Genomic DNA, 15192 nt, shown 5'->3' with positions numbered 1-15192 from the left:
ATGTTGCGGGGCGCCTCGGAAGGGGCGCCGGGCGCGGCTCCGCCCTCGGCCGGACGTCACATACCGGCCAGCGATCGTGGCATATACCGGCCGAAAGATTGACAAGCCATAACTCACCTGTTTTTCCCTGCGTTTACCTTCACGCGGGCGAGCGCCCGCGATCAAGTCTGGAAGGCAGGGAACCTATGAAACGGGTTACCCGAAACGGTGTGATCGCCCTCGCGGCCGCCTCGGGCGCGATGGCTCTGGCCGGGACGGCGTACGCCGACTCCACGGCGGACGGGGCCGCGGTCGGCTCGCCCGGGCTGATCTCCGGCAACGGGATCCAGCTTCCGGTGCACGTCCCGGTGAACGTGTGCGGGAACACCGTGAACGTGGTGGGGCTCCTCAACCCCGCGATGGGCAACAGCTGCGCCAACAAGGGCGGCACCGCCACCAAGGGCCACGAGGGCGGTGCCACGACGGGGGGCGGGGCCACGGCCGCCGGAGTGGAGAAGGGCTCGCCGGGTGTCGTCTCCGGCAACGGCATCCAGTTGCCGGTCGACCTGCCGGTCAACGTCAGCGGCAACACCGTGGACGTGGTGGGGATCGGCAACCCCGTCTTCGGGAACCACTCCGAGAACACGTCGAGCACCCACTCCACCCCGCCCGTCACACCCCCGCGGAGCACCCCGCCGGCGCACTCCGAGCCCCCGGCCCGCCCCCAGGCGCCCTCGGTGCCGGAGCCCGCGCCGTCCGTGGCCGTGCACCAGCCGACGGGCACGCTCGCCCAGACCGGCGCCGACGGCACCCTCACGGCCGCCGTCACCGGCGCCGCCTCCCTGATCGGCGGCGCGGCCCTGTACCGGCGTTTCCGCCCCGGCGCGTCGCGCTGATCCGCACCACCGCGCAACGGGAAGGCCCCGTGGGACACGTCCCACGGGGCCTTCCCGTCCGTCGTCGGGGAAGATCAGAGGACGGCCCGGCTGTCCCGGCGGGACACCGCGAGGAACGCCACGAACGCGACGATCGCCACCGTCCACGACAGGGTGACCGGGCCCAGCCCCCAGCCGAGGCCGCCGCGGCCCGTCGGCAGGGCCATCCAGTCGGCGAGCGAGGCGCCCAGCGGGCGGGTGATGACGTACGCGGTCCAGAAGGCCGCCACCGCGCCGAGCACGCCACCGCGGTGGGCGACGGCCGGGACGCAGATGGCCACCGCGAACAGGACCACCGAACCCAGGTACCGCAGTCCGATGCTCGCCGTGAGGTCACCGGCCGCGGTGCCCAGGGCGAAGGTGGCGAGCACGGCCGCCCAGTAGAAGCACTCGCGGCGACGGGTGCGCACGGTGTGGATCGACAGGGTCCGCTCGGTGGCGTACCAGAGCGCGAAGACGGCGGCCAGGGCGACGAGGAAGAGTGGGGTGGACAGGGTGTACGGCACGCCGAGGCCCACGTGGAGCACGTCCGCGGCCATGGTGCCGAACACGCTGACCATGACGATGGCCGTCCAGTAGATCCAGGCCACGTAGCGGCGGACGGCGAACTGGAGCACGAGCGCGGCGACGAAGGCGACGCCGCCGAGACCGACCGCGGGGATCGGGCCCAGCACCCGTGCCAGGAGGTCGGAGGCGGTCTCGCCCATGCCGGTGGTGAGGACCTTGACGATCCAGAAGTAGACGGTGACCTCCGGCACTTTGCTCGCGCTCTCGCGTATGCGCGCGCGTGCGTGTCCGGCGGGCCGCCGGTCGAGGACGTGCTCTGTGCTCATGCCCCGCACCTTCGCACGCGCGACCGCCCGCCCCCCAGCCCCCTTTGCCATTGTTTTGGGGCTTCTGGTGCAGCCGTTGCCCCAGCGTCCCGCGAACCTGAACACAACCTGAAAGCGTCACCGAAACCCCTGGTCGCAGGGGTGCGAGCCGGGTGAAGATCGTCGGTTCAGCCGTCGGAGGGGGCCCAAGGAGTGCGCGGCGACCAGCGCGCGCAGCACCTCCGAACCGGGGAACACGACCTTCGGCGCGCCGGCCCCGGAGCGGGTGCGCTCTCGGCCCCGTGCGGGAACCTCGCGCGCACGGGGAGCCGGTGCCGGACCGGGTGGGCGGTCCGGCACCGGTGGTGTCAGAAGGCCAGGCCCACGTGGGCCAGGGCCTGCTTCAGCAGTACGCCGTGGCCGCCCGGCATCTCGTTCTGCACGGCGGCCGACGCGGCCTCCTGGGGGCTGAACCACACCAGGTCCAGGGCGTCCTGACGCGGACGGCAGTCACCGGTGACGGGGACCACGTAGGCGAGGGACACCGCGTGCTGGCGCGGGTCGTGGTACGGCGTGATGCCCGCCGTCGGGAAGTACTCGGCGACCGTGAACGGCTGGAGCGAGGCGGGCACCCGGGGCAGGGCCACCGGGCCGAGGTCCTTCTCCAGATGGCGCAGCAGCGCGTCACGGACCCGCTCGTGGTGCAGCACCCGCCCGGAGACCAGGGTCCGGCTGACGGTACCGTCCGGGCCGATGCGCAACAGCAGCCCGATGCTGGTGACTTCGCCGCTGTCGTCCACCCGTACGGGCACGGCCTCGACATACAGGATCGGCATCCGGGCCCTGGCCATCTCCAGCTCGTCCGTGGTCAGCCAGCCGGGTGTGGTCTCGGTCATGTCAGACATTGCTTGATCATACTTTCCGGGTGGGGCGGCCGCGGGGATCGCGGACCGGTTCGGACACGGGTGGTCCATAGATCCTGCGGGCGTTGTCGCGGCCCGTCCAGGACGCGATCCGCAGGGCGTCGGGCAGGGTCAACTCGTCGGCGTCCACCCGGCTTTGCAGCAGCTCGGCCAGGCCCAGGCGGAAGCAGAGGGCGCCCAGGTGGTGGAATTCGGCCAGCCCGTACGCGTCCGAGCTGTACAGCAGTTTGCGGAACGGGGTGATCTCCAGGGCCTCTTCCAGCACCGCCCGGGCCCGCGCCGGACCGGTGTGGTGCAGGGCCAGCCCCACGTCCAGGTACACCCGCTCGAACACCGCGGCCAGGTAGGCGGCTTGACGCTGGTACGGCCAGCAGTGCAGCAGCAGGACGGGGATGGTGCCGGCGACGCGGTGCAGCCAGTCGGTGAGCAGCGCGGGGTCCGCCCGGTGCAGCCGTACGTCCGCGTCGCCGAACCCGGTGTGCAGTTGCAGGGGCAGACCCAGGTCGACGGCGGTCCACAGCAGGTGACGGACCAGGACCGGGTCCGCCAGCCGGCCACCGCCGGCGGCGAGCCAGCGGCCGGCGGCGACGGTCACCTCCGCGTCCGCGGGCCGCCGGGGGTCGAGGGCGAACCCGGTGCGGTAGGCGGCGACCGACTTCACCGCCACCACCCCCGGCCGCCGCACCGCCGCCTCGGCCGCCGCGCGGAGGGCGGCCGCGTACTCGCCGGCCTCCACGCCCCGCGCGCCCACCGCCTCCGCGAGCTGCTCCAGCCGTACCACCTCGCAGGCCACCGCGCCCGCCGCGCGGGCCAGTTCGGCGGGGGAGGTGACGGGGTGCGGGGCGTAGCCGGTGTCCACGCAGAACGTCCCGGCCCCCGCGGCGGACAGGAACCGCCGGTTCACCTCCTGTCCGCCGAGCTCCGCGCGCCGGGCCACGTACGCGTCCGGCGGCGCGTGCCGGGGGAGGTCCAGCAGGGGTGCCGCATGCCGTCGTACGGCGATGCCCACCGGGCTGTCGAAGGGCGAGACGCCGGGCCATGCCTCGCCCTCGGTGAGCAGGGACTCGAACTCGTGGAAGGCGAGGTCGGCGGTCACCGCGCCGTGGCAGTGGTGATCCACCAGTTCCAGCTCGGCCAGCGCCTCGTGGACCGGCCCGGTGGGCGCCATGCTCAGTACGTCCAGCGGTAGGCCGCCGCCACCTGAGCCTCGTCCAGGCCCTCGACGGCCGCCGCCTCGCCGAGCCGCACGGCGCTCACCGCGTCCGCGAGGACCGGGCCGAGCGCGGCCCGCAGCACCTCGTCGCCGCGGAACTCCCGCACCGCCTCGGGCAGCGACGCGGGCAACCGCCGTACCCCGAGCGCCGCCGCCTCGTCCGCGCCGTAGCGGGCCGGGTCGCCGGTGATCTCGTCGGGGAGCCGCAGACCGGCCGCGAGTCCGTCGAGTCCGGCGGCGAGCAGACAGCCGAGCGCCAGATGCGGGTTGGCGGCCAGGTCGACCGGCTTCACCTCCAGGTTGGCGTCCTGGTGCCGGCGGCCCGTGGTGCCGGTGACCAGGCGCAGCGCCGCCTCCCGGGTCTCGCGGCCCCACGCCGTGAACACCCCCGCCCACTGGGAGGGGCGCAGCCGCAGGTAGCTGGCCGGGCTGGGCGCGGTGACCGCCGTGAGCGCGGGCAGCCGGGCGAGGATGCCGGCCGCGAAGGACTCCGCGTCGGGCGTCAGGCCGTACCGGCGCTCGCCGCCCGCGTGCAGGTTCACCCCGTCGCGCCAGCAGGACAGGTGCACATGGCCGCCGTTGCCGACGCTCCCGGCGAGGACCGCCGGGGAGAACGACACCCGCAGGCCGTGCCGCCCGGCCACCGCCCGGATCGTCTGCCGCACCAGCACGCTGCGGTCGGCCGCCGCCACCGGGTCCAGCGCGCCCGTGGACAGCTCGAACTGCCCGGCCGCGTACTCGGGGTGGACCTGGTCGACGTCCACGCCCTGGGCGGCGAGCGCGGCCAGCAGGTCGGCAAGGCAGTCGCTCAGTTCCACCTGCCGGATCGCGCCGTACGCCGGTCCGGACACCGCCGGCACGAACTCCCCGGTGGGCGCCGAGCCGAGCCCGACCGCCCACTCGACCTCGATCGCCGCCTTGAAGGCGAGCCCGTGCCGCTCGGCCGCCTGGGCGACGGTGCGGCGCAGGAAGGTGCGGGCGCAGCCGGGGTGCCGGTCGCCCTCCTGGGTGATCCGGTCCACCGGAGCCCACGCCCAGCCGGGCTGTCCGGCCAGCACCACCAGGTGGTCGAGGTCCGGGTAGAGCCGCAGGTCGCCGTCGGGGGAGCCGAGGACGTCGGTGGTGACGACCGAGTCGTCGGCGAGGAAGGTGTCGAACACCGGGGACATCCCGACGCCCCAGGAGACGGCGGACTCCAGCCGGGCCGTCGGGATCGTCTTCACCCGGGTGACGCCGGCCGTGTCGACATAGGCCAGGACGATGCCGCGCACCCCCTGGGCGGTGAGGGCGGCGGTGAGCGGGGCGACCCGGCACAGATCGGCGGGGCGCCCGCCGGGCACGGGGTCGGCAAGCGTGGTCATGCGTCTCCTCCGCGGGCTCGGCCCGTCAGGCGCGTCAGGGTTTCACGGCGACCGCGCCGAGCTGCGGCACGGCTTCGGCGCCCGGCCCGGCGCGCCACTGCGAGCAGGGCACCAGTCCCGGCTCCACCACGTCGAGCCCGTCCAGGAAGGAGGCGATCTCGGCGCGGCCGCGGGCGGTGATCGGCGGGGTGGCGTGGGCGTTCCAGAACTCCATCGCGGCGGCGTTTCCCTCGCCGCCCGCCCCGGGGTCGGTGGTGGGGTGGGTGAGCACCAGATGGCTGCCGGAGGGCAGCGCCGCCATCAGCCGCCGCACGATGTCCCGGGCCTCCTCGGCGTCCAGGACGAAGTTCAGGATGCCCAGCATCATGAGCGCGACCGGCCGGTCCAGGTCCAGGGTGTCGGCGGCGCGCCGGAGGATGGCGTCCGGGTCGTGCACATCGGCGTCCACGTAGTCCGTGACGCCCTCGGGGGAGCTGGTCAGCAGCGAGCGGGCGTGCACCAGCACGATCGGGTCGTTGTCGACGTACACCACCCGTGCCTCGGGCGCGATGCGCTGCGCGATCTCGTGGGTGTTCTCCACGGTGGGCAGGCCGGTGCCCACGTCCAGGAACTGCCGTACGCCCTGCTCGGCGGTGACGAAGCGCACCGCCCGCGCCAGGAACTCCCGGTCCGCGCGGGCCACTTCCCTGATCACCGGGAACATCCCGGCGACCTGGTCGCCGACCCGCTGGTCCACCTCGTAGTGGTCCTTGCCGCCGATCCAGTAGTTCCACACCCGGGCGTTGTGCGCCACGGAGGTGTCCAGCCTCGCCGGTCCGCTCGTCACGGCGTCACCGTCGGTCACGTCACTCGCCCCTCTCCCGTGCGGATGGCCCGCCGTCATTGTGCCGTGGGGTGATCGCCCTGTCCCGGGATCCGCGCACGGTCGGCGGTTCGGGGCAGCCGGGGGACGTTTCGCCCCATGGGGGACACTGGGTGGGTACCCTGACCCCCGTCCGGAAGCAGGCCATGCCCGTCACGCCCACGCCCCTCCTCGACATCCCCGGTCTGCCCGCCGGTCCCGTGGACATCCGCCTCGTCGTCACCGACATGGACGGAACCCTGCTGGACGACGCCAAACGGATACCGGACGGCCTGTGGCCGATGCTCGCCGAGCTGCGCCGGCGCGGGGTGCTGTTCAGCCCGGCGAGCGGGCGCCAGTACGCCACGCTGGCACGTCAGTTCGAGGACGTCGCCGACGGCATGGTGTTCATCGCGGAGAACGGCACCTATGTCGTGCGCGACGGCGCCGAACTGAGCTCGGACCCCCTGGACCGATCCGTCGCGGCCGGGGTCGCCCGGGCGGTACGGCGGCTCGGCGCGGACGGCGGCGACGCGGGCGCCGTCGTCTGCGGCAAGCGGGCCGCGTACGTGGAGCGGACCGACGAGGCGTTCCTGGCGGAGGTGCGCCGCTACTACGTCGAGCACCGCGTCGTCGACGACGTCACCGCGGTGGACGACGACTTCATCAAGGTCGCCGTCTTCGACTTCGGCTCCGCCGAACGCTCCACCGCCCCCGCGCTCGCCCCGTTCGCCGGCACCCACCAGGTCGTCGTCTCCGGCGAGCACTGGGTGGACGTGATGAACCGCACCGCCAACAAGGGCACCGCCCTGCGGGGGCTCCAGCGCGCCCTCGGCATCATCCCGGCCCAGACCATGGTCTTCGGCGACTACCTCAACGACCTCGAGATGCTCGACGCCGCCGACTGGTCCTTCGCCATGTCCAACGCCCACCCGGAGGTCATCCGCCGGGCCCGCCACCTGGCGCCGTCGAACAACGACAACGGGGTGCTGCGGACGATCGCCCGGGTGCTGGGGCTGTAAAGCGGCCTGCCCGGCGTGCACGAGCCGCCCCCGCGGGGCACAAACGAAGCCTCCCGCGGCAACCCTCGGACGGCGGCGCGTTCGCCGGCGTCGACGGGGGTGCGCGTCGATACGGGAGGCGACGGGGGCGGGGCGGATGCCGCGGCCGCGATCGCGGCGGCCGCGGGGCGTGGTCACGACGCCCGTTGCAGGCAGTCCTCCGCCACGCCCTTGTCGAGTGCCGCCCGCACCAACGCGGCGGCGAGGACGGCGGGTTCGGTGTCTCCCGCCAGTTTCGTCAGCTTGGCGGGGTCCTTCGGCAGACCGAGGCGTTCGGCACCGGAGAGGGCCTTGCCGTCCAGGTACGGGCCCAGCTCCCGCCAGACGCGCTGGGCTTCGCGCAGGAAGATGTCCGCGCCGACCGGGCCGATGCCGGGCTCCTCCTGGAGGAGCCGCTTCAGCTCCCCGGTGTCGCCGTGCGCCTCCTCGTGCAGCCGGCGCAGATCGCCGCCCCAGCGCTCGTCCAGCAGCTCGGCTCCGTCCCCCAGCTGGGTCGCCGTGCGCTCGTCGTAGCGCCGGTAGCCGCCCCGGCCAAGCGCGTCGACCCGCTGCTGCCAGTCCGCGGCGGCCATCCGGCGCGGACTGTCCAGCCGGTCCTCGTGCAGGGCGCGGGCGGCGGCCACCGCCACCGAGGCCCGGATCCTGGCGCTGAGCAGGAGCGACAGCACCAGCAGCCGGTACAGCGGCTGGGGGGTGTCCGCGAGGCGGATGCCCGCCTCCTCGGCGTAGGTCCGCCCGTACGCGGACACCAGCTCCCGCACCACCCGCTCGTCGCGGTTCACGGCCCCGGCTTCAGCGGATCGTGGCCCAGCGTCATCAACCGGTGCCTGCGGCGGGTGTCCTCCGGCGCCCGCTCGGGCTCCGGCTCGTCCTCCAGGTCCACCAGGTCACCGACGGTGTCGACGACCTCGTACATCACCCGGACGTCGTCGTCGGTGAGGTCGGTGCGGCGCTTCTGGAGGATCGCGAGGACATGCCGCCCGGTCTCGGTGCCGGCCTGGTCGGGCAGCGGCTCCGCCGCCTCCTCGGCGTCCCGGACCCTGAGCCAGGCCGCCAGTTCCGCCGAGGTCATGTTGACCACGCGGTGGAAGTCCTCCCACAGCGCCTCGGTCTCCAGGGCGTCGGCCATGGTGCTTTCCTTCCGTACGGGAACTGTCGGTGGCGGGATCCGTCAGCGCGGGTGGTTCTCCGCCTCGAACATCCAGCGCTCCTTCTCCAGATCGGCGGTGATGCCGATCAGCAGGTCCTGGGTCACCGGGTCCGCCTCCTCGGTCGCCGCGATCCGCTCGCGCAGCCGGCCGATGGCCGCCTCCAGCGTCGACACCATCAGCTCGACCACCTCGGTGTCGCGCAGCCAGCCCTCCTTCGCGCCGGGCAGCGCGAACGTGGCCGCGATCGTCTCGGGCCGGCCGTCCGGCGGCACGCCCAGCGCGGCGGCACGCTCGGCGACCGTGTCGGAGTGGGTGCGCGCCGTCGCGACCACCTCGTCCAGCTGGAGGTGGATCGAGCGGAACCGGGGCCCGACGATGTTCCAGTGCGCCTGCTTCCCGACCAGCGACAGGCCGAGCAGATCGACCAGAGTGTCCTGGAGCGCGGGCCCGGTGACCCCGAGCGCCTTCTCGGACAGCGTGCTCTTCACCACGGTCATGGTGCCTGCGTCCCCTTTCGTCAGCGTCGTACGGCTTTCGAATCCTCCGTACGATCTCGTCCGAAAGGGCGGGTGCCCAGCGTCGGGGCGCGCAAACAGCCCAGCTCAGCGGGGCAGTACCCGGTCCAGGAAGCGGACGGTCTCGGCGAAGGCCTCGTCCTTCACCGTCTCGTGGAACACCTCGTGCCGCGCCCCGGGGAAGATCCGCTCGGTCAGATCGCCGCCGCTGAGCCGCTCGACGCCGGTCCGGCTGCCGGGCAGCGGCACCAGCCGGTCGTCGTCCCCGTGCAGCCACAGCAGCCGCAGTCCGGACACGGCACCGCCCTCGGCGACGGCGTCCAGGGCGCGGACGAACGCCTGGAGCGTGGGCCGCTTCATCGGGCCGTGCCAGACCAGTGGATCGGCGGCGTACGCGGCGCCCACCGCCGGGTCGCGGGAGAGCGCGGACGGGCTGACCGGCGTGTCCGGGATCTCCGGCAGCGCCAGCAGCCGCCCCGGCAGCTCCCAGGCGCCGATCACCGGCCCGGACAGGATCAGCGCGCGCAGCCGCGCGCCGTACCGCTGGGCGTAGCGGGCCGCGATCAGCCCGCCCATGGAGTGGCCGACCAGGACCAGCGGCAGCCCCGGATGGGCGGACTCGGCCAGCTCGGCCACCGCGTGCAGATCGGTGACCACGTCCTCGAAGTCCTCGATCAGCACCCGCTCGCCGGCCGACCGGCCGTGCCCCATGTGGTCGGGCGCGTACACGGCGGCTCCGTGGCCCGTGAGCACCGCCGCGAGCGAGTCGTAGCGGCCCGCGTGCTCCCCGTACCCGTGCGCCAGCAGGGCGAGGAAGCGGGGCGCGGGATGGGGCCACTCGCGGACCGCCAGCTCCCCACGGGTGCCGTCGAGGGTGTGCGCGCGGACGTGGGGCATCTCTCCTCCTGCGGCCTCGGTAGCTCTCCGGAGGATCTTCCCAGGGGGCCGTCCCTGGGTCTATAGTCCAAAACTAGCAGTGCTAATTAAGTGCTGTCCCGGTCGTGCTGATCCACAGCGTCGTAGGTCAGGAGTCGAACCCGTGCGTCCCGTCCACTTCGCGGCCGCCCGCCGCACCCCCATCGGCAAGCTGCGCGGAGCCCTGTCGTCGGTGCGGCCCGACGACCTCGCCGCGACCGTGATCCGTCACCTGGTCGCCGAGGTGCCCGCGCTCGACCCCGCCCGCATCGACGACGTCTACTGGGGCGCGGCCAACCAGGCGGGCGAGGACAACCGCAACGTCGCCCGGATGGCCGTCCTGCTCGCCGGGCTGCCCGAGTCCGTGCCCGGCGCCACCGTCAACCGGCTGTGCGCCTCCGGCCTGGAGGCCGTCACCGCCGCCGCCCGCACCATCGCCGCGGGGGAGGCCGACATCGTGATCGCCGGCGGCTCCGAGTCGATGAGCCGCGCCCCCTTCGTGCTGCCGCGCCCCGACGAGGCCCTGCCGCAGCGCATCGAGACCTTCGACACCCGGCTCGGCTGGCGCCTGGTCAACCCCGCCATGAAGGAGCTGCACGGACTGCTCGCCATGGGGGAGACCGCCGAGGAGGTGGCCGAGCGGCACGGCATCTCCCGTGCCCGGCAGGACGAGTTCGCGCTGCGCAGCCACCAACTCGCCGCCGCCGCCCGCAAGAACGGCCACTTCGACGACGAACTCCTCCCCGTCGAACGGCCCGACGGTGTCGTCGTCGAGCAGGACGAGTGCGTCCGCGAGGACACCTCGCTGGAGAAGCTGTCCCGCCTCAAGCCGGTGTTCCGCGCGGGCGGCACGGTCACCGCGGGCAACGCCTCCCCGATGAACGACGGTGCCGCCGGTCTGCTGCTGGTCAGCGAGGAGGCCCTGTCCGAGCTGGGGCTGGAGTCCCTCGGCCGCTACGTCGCCGGCGCCTCCGCGGGCGTCCACCCCGATGTGATGGGCCTCGGCCCGGTCCCCGCCACCCGCAAGGCGCTCGCCCGGACCGGCTGGGAGATCGGCGACCTGGAGGAGGCCGAGTTCAACGAGGCGTTCGCCGCCCAGGCCCTCGCCTGCGTCGACCAGCTCGGCATCGACCCCGGCCTGGTCAACCCGACCGGCGGCGCCATCGCCCTCGGCCACCCCCTCGGCTGCTCGGGCGCCCGCATCCTGACCACCCTGCTGCACCGCATGCGCCGCACCGGCGCACGGCGCGGGCTCGCCACCATGTGCGTGGGCGTGGGGCAGGGCACCGCGATGCTGGTCGAGAGGCCGTAGAGATCCACGCTTCCCGTCAAGGGATCGGTACCACCGTCGGCCCTCCCGGGCCGCAGCAAGGAACGGAGCAGCACCCCATGGCAACCCTGTCCGTCGCCGCCATCCTGGCCGAGAACGCCAGGCGCCGCCCCGCCAAGACCGCCCTCGTGGAAGGGGACCGGCGGCTGAGCTTCGGCGCGGCCTGGCAGGCGGCGCTGGCCCAGGCGGGTGCGCTCACCGGCCTCGGCATACGGCCGGGCGACCGGGTCGCCCTCATGGCACCCAACACCGCGGAGTTCCCACTCGCCTACTACGCGATCGCCGCGGCCGGCGGTGTCGTCGTCCCCGTGCACCTGCTGCTGTCGGCAGGCGAGGTCGAGCACGTCCTGAAGGACAGCGGGGCCTCGCTGCTCCTCGTCCACCCGGCGCAGGCGGGGACCGGACGCGCCGCCGCCGACGCCGTCGGCGTCCGGGTGGTCACCCTGGGCGAGGAGTTCGACCGGCTCGCCGCCGAGGCCGAACCGCCGGCCTCGTACGCCACCCGGGCCGCCGACGACCCGGCCGTGATCCTCTACACCAGCGGCACCACCGGCGTGCCCAAGGGAGCGGTGCTCAGCCACTTCAACCTGGTGATGAACGCGACCGTGTGCGCCTTCGACGCCAACGACATCCGGTCCGACGACATCGCCCTCGGCGCGCTGCCCCTGTTCCACGCCTTCGGCCAGACCGTCTCGCTCAACTCCACCTGGCGGGCGGGCGCCACGCTGGTGCTGCTGCCCCGCTTCGACGCGGCCCGCGCCATCGAACTGATGGTGAAGGAGGACGTCAACACCTTCCACGGCGTGCCCACCATGTTCGTCGCGCTCGCGGGCGCCGCGGCCGACGCCGACGTGCTGCCCGAACTGCGCGTGTGCATCTCCGGCGGGGCCTCGCTGCCCGTCGCCGTACTGGAGCGGTTCGAGGCCGCGTTCGGCGCGCGGATCTACGAGGGGTACGGGCTGTCGGAGACCTCGCCGACCGCCACCGTCAACCAGCCGGTGTTCGGCACCAAGGTCGGCACCATCGGCCACCCGCTGTGGGGTGTCGACGCGGAGATCGCGCGCGCCGAGGTGGAGGGCCGGATCGAGCTGCTGCCGCCCGGCGAGCTGGGCGAGGTCGTCATCCGCGGCCACAACGTCTTCTCCGGCTACCTCGGCCGCCCTGAGGCCACCGAAGAGGCCCTGGTCGACGGCTGGTTCCGCACCGGCGACCTCGGTACCAAGGACGAGCAGGGCTTCCTGCGGATCGTCGACCGCAAGAAGGACGTCATCATCCGCGGCGGCTACAACGTCTACCCGCGCGAGGTGGAGGAGGTCCTGGTACGGCACCCCGCCGTCGCCCAGGTCGCCGTCATCGGCCTGCCCGACGAACTGCACGGCGAGGAGGTCTGCGCGGTCGTCGTCCCGGTGCCGGGCGCCGCCCCCGACGCCGCCGCCCTCACCGAGTGGTCCAAGGAGCACCTCGGCCGCCACAAGTACCCGCGGCGCGTGGAGTTCACCGACGAACTGCCGCTCGGCCCCAGCATGAAGGTCCTCAAGCGGGAACTGCGGGCCCGCTTCACGGACTGACCGCCCGGCCCCCGCCGGAAATCACCGACGCGGGACCGATGCGTGGCCCTAGCATCGGTCTCCGCATGAACATGATGACGCTCTGGCACATATCCGGCTGGGAGTTCGCCGCCCTGGCCCTCGCCGCCCTGCTCGTCGGCTTCTCCAAGACCGCGGTGAGCGGGGCCAACACGGTCAGCCTCGCCGTCTTCGCCGCGATCCTGCCGGCCCGCGCCTCCACCGGCATCCTGCTGCCCGTCCTGATCGCCGGCGATGTGCTCGCCGTCCTCACCTACCGGCGGCACGCCCACTGGCCCACCCTGTGGCGGCTGTTCCCGGCCGTCGCCGTCGGCGTGGTGGTCGGCACGCTGTTCCTGCTGTGGGCCGACGACGGGATCGTACGGACCTCGATCGGCGCGATCCTGCTGCTGATGGCCGGGGTCACGCTGTGGCGGCGGCGCGGGGAGGGCGGCGCGGGGGAACAGGCGCCGGACGCGGTGACGACCCGCTCCGGCCGGCTCAAGGCCCGCTCCTACGGCGTGCTCGGCGGGTTCACCACGATGGTCGCCAACGCGGGCGGCCCCGTGATGTCGCTGTACCTCCTCTCCGCGGGCTTCCGGAAACTGGGCTTCCTCGGCACCTCGGCGTTCTTCTTCCTGATCGTCAACGTCTCCAAGGTCCCCTTCAGCGCGGGACTCGGCCTGATCGACGGCCGCTCGCTGCTCCTCGACGCCGCCCTCGTGCCCTTCGTCGTGCCTGGCGCCCTGTTCGGCAGATGGGCCGTCCACCGGATCAACCAGCGGCTCTTCGAGCAGCTGGTGATCGCGGCGACGGTCGTCGGCGGGGTGCAACTGCTGGTGGGCTAGGACTCGTTCGCGCCGTTGCCGAGTCCCAGCAGCGCCGGTACGTCCGCGAAGGAGTCCACGACGTGGTCGGGGGTGCCGCTCGCCTGCTCCAGCGCGTCCGGCTGGAACTTGCCGGTCCGTACCAGCACCCCGGTGAGCCCGGCCCGCTGCGCCGCGAGGACGTCCGTCTCGACGTCGTCGCCCACCATCAGCGCGTGCCGCGCCGGGACGCCGAGCCGGGACAGCGCCGCCTCGAAGAAGGCCCGCGACGGCTTGCCCGTGACCTCGGCCTCGACGCGGGCGGCCCGTTCGAGTCCCAGCAGGAAGGCTCCCGAGTCGAGCTGCAGGCCGGCGTCGGTGCGCCAGTACAGGTTGCGGTGCATGGCGACCAGCCGGGCGCCGCGCTGGAGGTGCCCGAAGGCCCGGTTGAGCGCGGTGTAGTCGAACTCCGGGCCGGCTCCGCCGAGTACGACCACCTCGGGATCGTCCTCCACCAAGGCGACCTCCGCGAGATCCGCGGCGATGTCCCCGCTGTTGAGGAGCAGGCAGCGGGCGCCCGGCCAGTGCTCGGCGAGATGGGCGGCGGTCACGGCCGGCGCGGTGAGCACGTCCCGCTCGCCCACCTCGAACCCGGCCCGCGCCAGCGTCCCGGCGATGGACGCCCGGGTCCGCGACGTCGTATTGGTGACCAGGGCCACCTCCGGCCCGGCCGCCCGGACCCGGCGCAGCGCCGCCACGGCACCCGGCAGCGGCCGCCAGGACACGGTGAGCACACCGTCGATGTCGACCAGCAGGGCCCGCACGGAGGCGAGGGACCCGGCCCCGGCCCCGGCGGGCCGTACGGACTCCTCGGACTGCATGCCTCGACGGTAACGGCCCGACGGCCCCGCCGCCCCCCGCCACCTCGTAGGCTCACCCCCATGTCCTCGCAGCCCACCGAACCGCGGCCCGGGCCGCCCGCCCGGCCCGCCGCGCCGCCACCGGCCCCGCGCTCCGCGCCGGGCGAGCGGCCCCGGCACGTCCTCGTCCTCGGCGGCACCGCGGAGGCCCGCCGGCTCGCGGCCGCGCTGGTGGCGCACCCCGCCGGGATCCGGGTGACGACCTCCCTGGCCGGCCGGACCACCCGGCCGGACGCGGTGGCGGGGGAGACGCGGACCGGCGGCTTCGGCGGGGCCGACGGACTCGCCGACTGGCTGCGGGCCCACCACGTGGACGCCCTGGTCGACGCCACCCACCCCTTCGCCGAGACCATCACCGCGCACGCGGCCCGCGCGGCGGCGGCCACCGGGGTGCCGGCGATCGTGCTGCGCCGCCCCGGCTGGCGACCGGTGCCCGGCGACCGCTGGCACGACGTCCCCTCCCTGGCCGGGGCCGCCGAGGCACTGCCCGGCCTGGGGGGCCGGGTGTTCCTCACCACCGGACGCCTGGGCCTGGCCGCCTTCGCACACCTGACGGACCACCATTTCCTGGTGCGCTCGGTGGAGCCGCCGGACCCGCCGCTGCCCCCGGACACCGAAGTGCTCCTGGCCCGCGGCCCCTTCACCCTCACCGGCGAACGCGCCCTGCTGCGCACCCACCGCGTCGACGTCCTGGTCACCAAGGACAGCGGCGGCGAGGCCACGGCCGCGAAGCTCACGGCCGCACGTGAACTGGGCCTGCCGGTGGTCGTCGTGCGCCGCCCGCCGCTGCCGCCGGGCGTCGCGGCGGTCGCGGACGTACCGGCCGTGCTGCACCGGCTGGCCGTGGACCGGGCGTGAGCGGTCC

The 15192-nt window shown here is 74.0% G+C and carries 16 protein-coding genes; 6 read left to right on the top strand and 10 right to left on the bottom strand.

Annotation, left to right across the window (positions count from 1 at the left end; translation table 11 throughout):
• Positions 1-209 precede the first annotated feature (209 nt).
• Positions 210-875: a chaplin gene (locus HZZ00_RS24350; RefSeq protein ID WP_180328461.1), complete on the top strand. Its 666-nt coding sequence runs from the start codon at positions 210-212 to the stop codon at positions 873-875.
• 74 nt (positions 876-949) lie between these two features.
• Here the strand turns inward: HZZ00_RS24350 and HZZ00_RS24345 are convergent, their stop codons facing one another.
• The 5 genes from HZZ00_RS24345 to HZZ00_RS24325 form a co-directional block, all read right to left on the bottom strand.
• Positions 950-1747 carry a hypothetical protein gene (locus tag HZZ00_RS24345; protein ID WP_180328460.1) on the bottom strand — a complete coding sequence of 266 codons (798 nt, stop codon included), beginning with the start codon at positions 1745-1747 and terminating at the stop codon, positions 950-952.
• Between the two features lie 347 nt (positions 1748-2094).
• Positions 2095-2622: an NUDIX hydrolase family protein gene (locus tag HZZ00_RS24340; RefSeq protein WP_070029604.1), complete on the bottom strand. Its 528-nt coding sequence runs from the start codon at positions 2620-2622 to the stop codon at positions 2095-2097.
• A 16-nt stretch (positions 2623-2638) separates the two neighbouring features.
• A complete protein-coding gene (locus HZZ00_RS24335; protein ID WP_180328459.1) occupies positions 2639-3817 on the bottom strand; it encodes an amidohydrolase family protein in 1179 nt (392 codons plus the stop codon).
• 2 nt (positions 3818-3819) lie between these two features.
• The gene (locus tag HZZ00_RS24330) at positions 3820-5223 is read right to left on the bottom strand and encodes a glutamine synthetase family protein (RefSeq protein ID WP_180328458.1); all 1404 of its coding nucleotides are present in this window, start codon (positions 5221-5223) and stop codon (positions 3820-3822) included.
• A gap of 34 nt (positions 5224-5257) precedes the next feature.
• Positions 5258-6106 (bottom strand): SAM-dependent methyltransferase, encoded by an 849-nt coding sequence (locus HZZ00_RS24325; protein WP_180328457.1) that lies wholly within the window; start codon positions 6104-6106, stop codon positions 5258-5260.
• A 125-nt stretch (positions 6107-6231) separates the two neighbouring features.
• Between HZZ00_RS24325 and HZZ00_RS24320 the strand changes: the two genes are divergently transcribed.
• Complete coding sequence (locus HZZ00_RS24320; RefSeq protein ID WP_180328456.1) at positions 6232-7086, top strand: Cof-type HAD-IIB family hydrolase; 855 nt, start codon at positions 6232-6234, stop codon at positions 7084-7086.
• 173 nt (positions 7087-7259) lie between these two features.
• Here the strand turns inward: HZZ00_RS24320 and HZZ00_RS24315 are convergent, their stop codons facing one another.
• The 4 genes from HZZ00_RS24315 to HZZ00_RS24300 form a co-directional block, all read right to left on the bottom strand.
• Positions 7260-7907, bottom strand: coding sequence for an endonuclease (locus HZZ00_RS24315; protein ID WP_180328455.1), 648 nt, complete (start codon positions 7905-7907; stop codon positions 7260-7262).
• Positions 7904-8254 carry a DUF3140 domain-containing protein gene (locus HZZ00_RS24310; protein WP_180328454.1) on the bottom strand — a complete coding sequence of 117 codons (351 nt, stop codon included), beginning with the start codon at positions 8252-8254 and terminating at the stop codon, positions 7904-7906. Before HZZ00_RS24310 ends, HZZ00_RS24315 begins: the two co-directional genes overlap by 4 nt.
• Before the next feature lie 42 nt (positions 8255-8296).
• The gene (locus HZZ00_RS24305) at positions 8297-8773 is read right to left on the bottom strand and encodes a DNA starvation/stationary phase protection protein (RefSeq protein WP_180328453.1); all 477 of its coding nucleotides are present in this window, start codon (positions 8771-8773) and stop codon (positions 8297-8299) included.
• A gap of 105 nt (positions 8774-8878) precedes the next feature.
• Positions 8879-9688: an alpha/beta hydrolase gene (locus HZZ00_RS24300; protein ID WP_180328452.1), complete on the bottom strand. Its 810-nt coding sequence runs from the start codon at positions 9686-9688 to the stop codon at positions 8879-8881.
• Between the two features lie 142 nt (positions 9689-9830).
• On the opposite strand from HZZ00_RS24300, the gene HZZ00_RS24295 reads away from it, so the two are divergent.
• The 3 genes from HZZ00_RS24295 (at position 9831) to HZZ00_RS24285 (ending at position 13449) form a co-directional block, all read left to right on the top strand.
• Positions 9831-11018, top strand: coding sequence for a thiolase family protein (locus tag HZZ00_RS24295; RefSeq protein ID WP_180328451.1), 1188 nt, complete (start codon positions 9831-9833; stop codon positions 11016-11018).
• A gap of 77 nt (positions 11019-11095) precedes the next feature.
• A complete protein-coding gene (locus HZZ00_RS24290) occupies positions 11096-12604 on the top strand; it encodes a long-chain fatty acid--CoA ligase (protein WP_180328450.1) in 1509 nt (502 codons plus the stop codon).
• Between the two features lie 65 nt (positions 12605-12669).
• The gene (locus HZZ00_RS24285) at positions 12670-13449 is read left to right on the top strand and encodes a sulfite exporter TauE/SafE family protein (protein ID WP_180328449.1); all 780 of its coding nucleotides are present in this window, start codon (positions 12670-12672) and stop codon (positions 13447-13449) included.
• Here the strand turns inward: HZZ00_RS24285 and HZZ00_RS24280 are convergent.
• The gene (locus tag HZZ00_RS24280; protein ID WP_180328448.1) at positions 13446-14288 is read right to left on the bottom strand and encodes a TIGR01458 family HAD-type hydrolase; all 843 of its coding nucleotides are present in this window, start codon (positions 14286-14288) and stop codon (positions 13446-13448) included. The genes HZZ00_RS24285 and HZZ00_RS24280 overlap by 4 nt on opposite strands.
• 60 nt (positions 14289-14348) lie before the next feature.
• On the opposite strand from HZZ00_RS24280, the gene HZZ00_RS24275 reads away from it, so the two are divergent.
• Positions 14349-15185, top strand: a complete 837-nt coding sequence (locus tag HZZ00_RS24275; protein WP_180328447.1) for a cobalt-precorrin-6A reductase — start codon at positions 14349-14351, stop codon at positions 15183-15185.
• The last annotated feature ends 7 nt before the right edge of the window (positions 15186-15192 follow it).

The sequence above is a fragment of the Streptomyces sp. NEAU-sy36 genome, assembly GCF_013423905.1.
In the GTDB taxonomy this organism is placed as follows: domain Bacteria; phylum Actinomycetota; class Actinomycetes; order Streptomycetales; family Streptomycetaceae; genus Streptomyces; species Streptomyces misionensis.
The sequence above is the reverse complement of the archived record's forward strand: the minus strand, read 5'-3'. Positions and strand labels throughout refer to the sequence as shown.

Bases quoted from the DNA above. Each gene is read 5' to 3' on its own strand.
- HZZ00_RS24345 (WP_180328460.1), bottom strand. From the start codon at position 1,747: ATGAGCACAGAGCACGTCCTCGACCGGCGGCCCGCCGGACACGCACGC.
- HZZ00_RS24310 (WP_180328454.1), bottom strand. From the start codon at position 8,254: ATGGCCGACGCCCTGGAGACCGAGGCGCTGTGGGAGGACTTCCACCGC.
- HZZ00_RS24335 (WP_180328459.1), bottom strand. From the start codon at position 3,817: ATGGCGCCCACCGGGCCGGTCCACGAGGCGCTGGCCGAGCTGGAACTG.
- HZZ00_RS24330 (WP_180328458.1), bottom strand. From the start codon at position 5,223: ATGACCACGCTTGCCGACCCCGTGCCCGGCGGGCGCCCCGCCGATCTG.
- HZZ00_RS24305 (WP_180328453.1), bottom strand. From the start codon at position 8,773: ATGACCGTGGTGAAGAGCACGCTGTCCGAGAAGGCGCTCGGGGTCACC.
- HZZ00_RS24300 (WP_180328452.1), bottom strand. From the start codon at position 9,688: ATGCCCCACGTCCGCGCGCACACCCTCGACGGCACCCGTGGGGAGCTG.
- HZZ00_RS24285 (WP_180328449.1), top strand. From the start codon at position 12,670: ATGAACATGATGACGCTCTGGCACATATCCGGCTGGGAGTTCGCCGCC.
- HZZ00_RS24275 (WP_180328447.1), top strand. From the start codon at position 14,349: ATGTCCTCGCAGCCCACCGAACCGCGGCCCGGGCCGCCCGCCCGGCCC.
- HZZ00_RS24340 (WP_070029604.1), bottom strand. From the start codon at position 2,622: ATGACCGAGACCACACCCGGCTGGCTGACCACGGACGAGCTGGAGATG.
- HZZ00_RS24325 (WP_180328457.1), bottom strand. From the start codon at position 6,106: ATGACGGCGGGCCATCCGCACGGGAGAGGGGCGAGTGACGTGACCGAC.
- HZZ00_RS24320 (WP_180328456.1), top strand. From the start codon at position 6,232: ATGCCCGTCACGCCCACGCCCCTCCTCGACATCCCCGGTCTGCCCGCC.
- HZZ00_RS24290 (WP_180328450.1), top strand. From the start codon at position 11,096: ATGGCAACCCTGTCCGTCGCCGCCATCCTGGCCGAGAACGCCAGGCGC.
- HZZ00_RS24280 (WP_180328448.1), bottom strand. From the start codon at position 14,288: ATGCAGTCCGAGGAGTCCGTACGGCCCGCCGGGGCCGGGGCCGGGTCC.